This is a genomic window from Vibrio sp. A1-1, from assembly GCF_021728175.1.
GTDB classification, from domain to species: domain Bacteria; phylum Pseudomonadota; class Gammaproteobacteria; order Enterobacterales; family Vibrionaceae; genus Vibrio; species Vibrio diabolicus.
The window spans coordinates 1-2,001 of record NZ_JAKKCL010000047.1; the positions used below are offsets into that span (position 1 = coordinate 1).

A 2,001-nucleotide genomic window follows, 5' to 3' on the forward strand; every position below is an offset into this window, starting at 1 on the left:
GTAGAGTAGGTCACTGGCTTCGAATCAACTCTTATCCAGCAACCCCTCTTCAATTCCGTGCATGAGGTTTTCCCTCACACGGCTTTCACATAAGTGTTCACCTGCTCACCTTCACAGTTTTCGCCTTTGTCGGTTGTAAGTACACTAGACCTGCCTTGTGCAGTTTGTCCCATGCATCTTGCGCAAGATACACACTCCGACGCTGACTTCTGCTTCTTGACCAACGATAGAATCGAGCCACTAAAAACCAATCCATTTTGAAGAATACCTGTCTTGGGTAACCTACTTTGCCAAAGTAATTCTTCCAGCCCCTCACAACTCGATTTACTCGTTGAACGAGCTTGTCTAGTGTGAGAGACGTTCTGTGTTTTACTATGTTGCGTAGCTTGTCCTTGTACTTCTTTTGGCTCTTCTTTGACGGGTAGATCTTTATGTAATTTGTGTGCTGAATGAAGCCAACCACATATTTGAAAGTGAAACCAAGAAAATCAAATTCATTGCCTACTCGGGTCATATCGACTATGTGTGTTTTATCTTCATTAAGCGTTAACCCTTCCTGCTCCAACTCTTTCTTTATCCAGTCCTGTTGGACTGAGTTCAGTCTCGTTTTCGACAGAATAACAAAATCATCCGCGTAAGAGATTATCTTGCACGGTGTCTTTGTCGCTATCTTCTGACAAAAGTCATTTAGGTAAATGTTTGCCAATAGTGGCGAAATCACCCCGCCTTGAGGCGTACCGATAGAGTTGCCCACTATTCGGCTTTTTCCTTTTGCTGTTGTCTCACTTATCGGTGCTTTGAGGAATAACTTAATCAGTCTTAGAACCGCCCTATCCGTCACTTTTGACTTTACCTTATCCACTAATCGTGAATGCGGTATAGTGTCGAAAAACTTTGATAGGTCGGCATCGTAAACCTGTTTATATCCCTGTTTTAGAAATGCATTAATACTGCTCACTGCATCCTGCGCACTTCGCTTCGGCCTATAACCGTAACTATTACTGTGTAAATGAGGGTCGAAGATTGGGCTTAATACAAGTGTACACGCCATCTGCACAATACGATCTCTAATGCTTGGAATTCCCAAGTTTCGTGTCTTCCCATTGTCTTTAGGTATGTGTACTCTTTTTACCGGTAGAGGTTTGTAAGTCCCCTCAACCAGCTCCGCTCTTAACGTCTTGATCAATTTGCCAGATGATTCAATGCTGTTTAAGTCTTCAAATCTTACCCCATCAACTCCCGCCGCGCCTTTATTTGCTTTACACAGATAAAAGGCCTCCCACAAGATGTCGAAACGACAGATTTTGTCATAAAGACTGTAAAACGCTTGCTCTGGCTCCTGCTTTGAGCGCAGGTAGAGTTTTCGCTGAAATTCTCGAACTTTATTTGAAGTGGTAGCCATCTGGCAATCTCCCGCTGAAATTTCTTGAAAAACATCACTTATGTTTGAGCCCCTTCCCTAGATGAGGTTATGTTGTCCTCACCATTGTCGGTACTATGGGCTCATCCGACTGCCTATTGTGTTTACTCTAAGAATTTCGAGGCCCCCTCTTATATCTCTGAGTTGGGGCGCTACTCCCACAACAATAGGCTCTCCCACGTTTACTCAACATCCCTCAATGCATGCCATCTTGTATTACACCGGGAAACCACACAGTTGCTTATGCTAGTTACTTCACTGTGTGTGGCAGGGTTCATATAAACGGAGCGACTCCCCATTTCCACTTGCGTGACGATGCTTAACCAAGTTCGCTTAATGCTACGGCCTACATTGCGTCTCAACGATTAACTCGTCTTTGTCACTGGGCTTCATATCATGCCGTTACCGCCATGTATGCCAGTCAGACTTCTAGGTGAACTAGCAATTTCCTAGGTAGGGACCTTTCACCCTACTGGACTTAACCTTATGTTTCGATTAACGTTTTAGACTTGTTATGCCATTTAATCGCTTGGCTGCGTCTCTAGTCTAAACCTGTGTTGAGCACCTCGTGGCGCTCCCGT

The 2,001-nt window shown here is 44.3% G+C and carries 1 protein-coding gene; it reads right to left on the minus strand.

Translation table 11 applies throughout. The features are described 5' to 3' along the window. Window positions 1-97: 97 nt before the first annotated feature. Entirely contained in the window at window positions 98-1,402 is a 1,305-nt protein-coding gene (gene ltrA / locus L3V30_RS23895) for a group II intron reverse transcriptase/maturase (protein ID WP_237310150.1), read from the minus strand. Window positions 1,403-2,001: the final 599 nt, after the last annotated feature.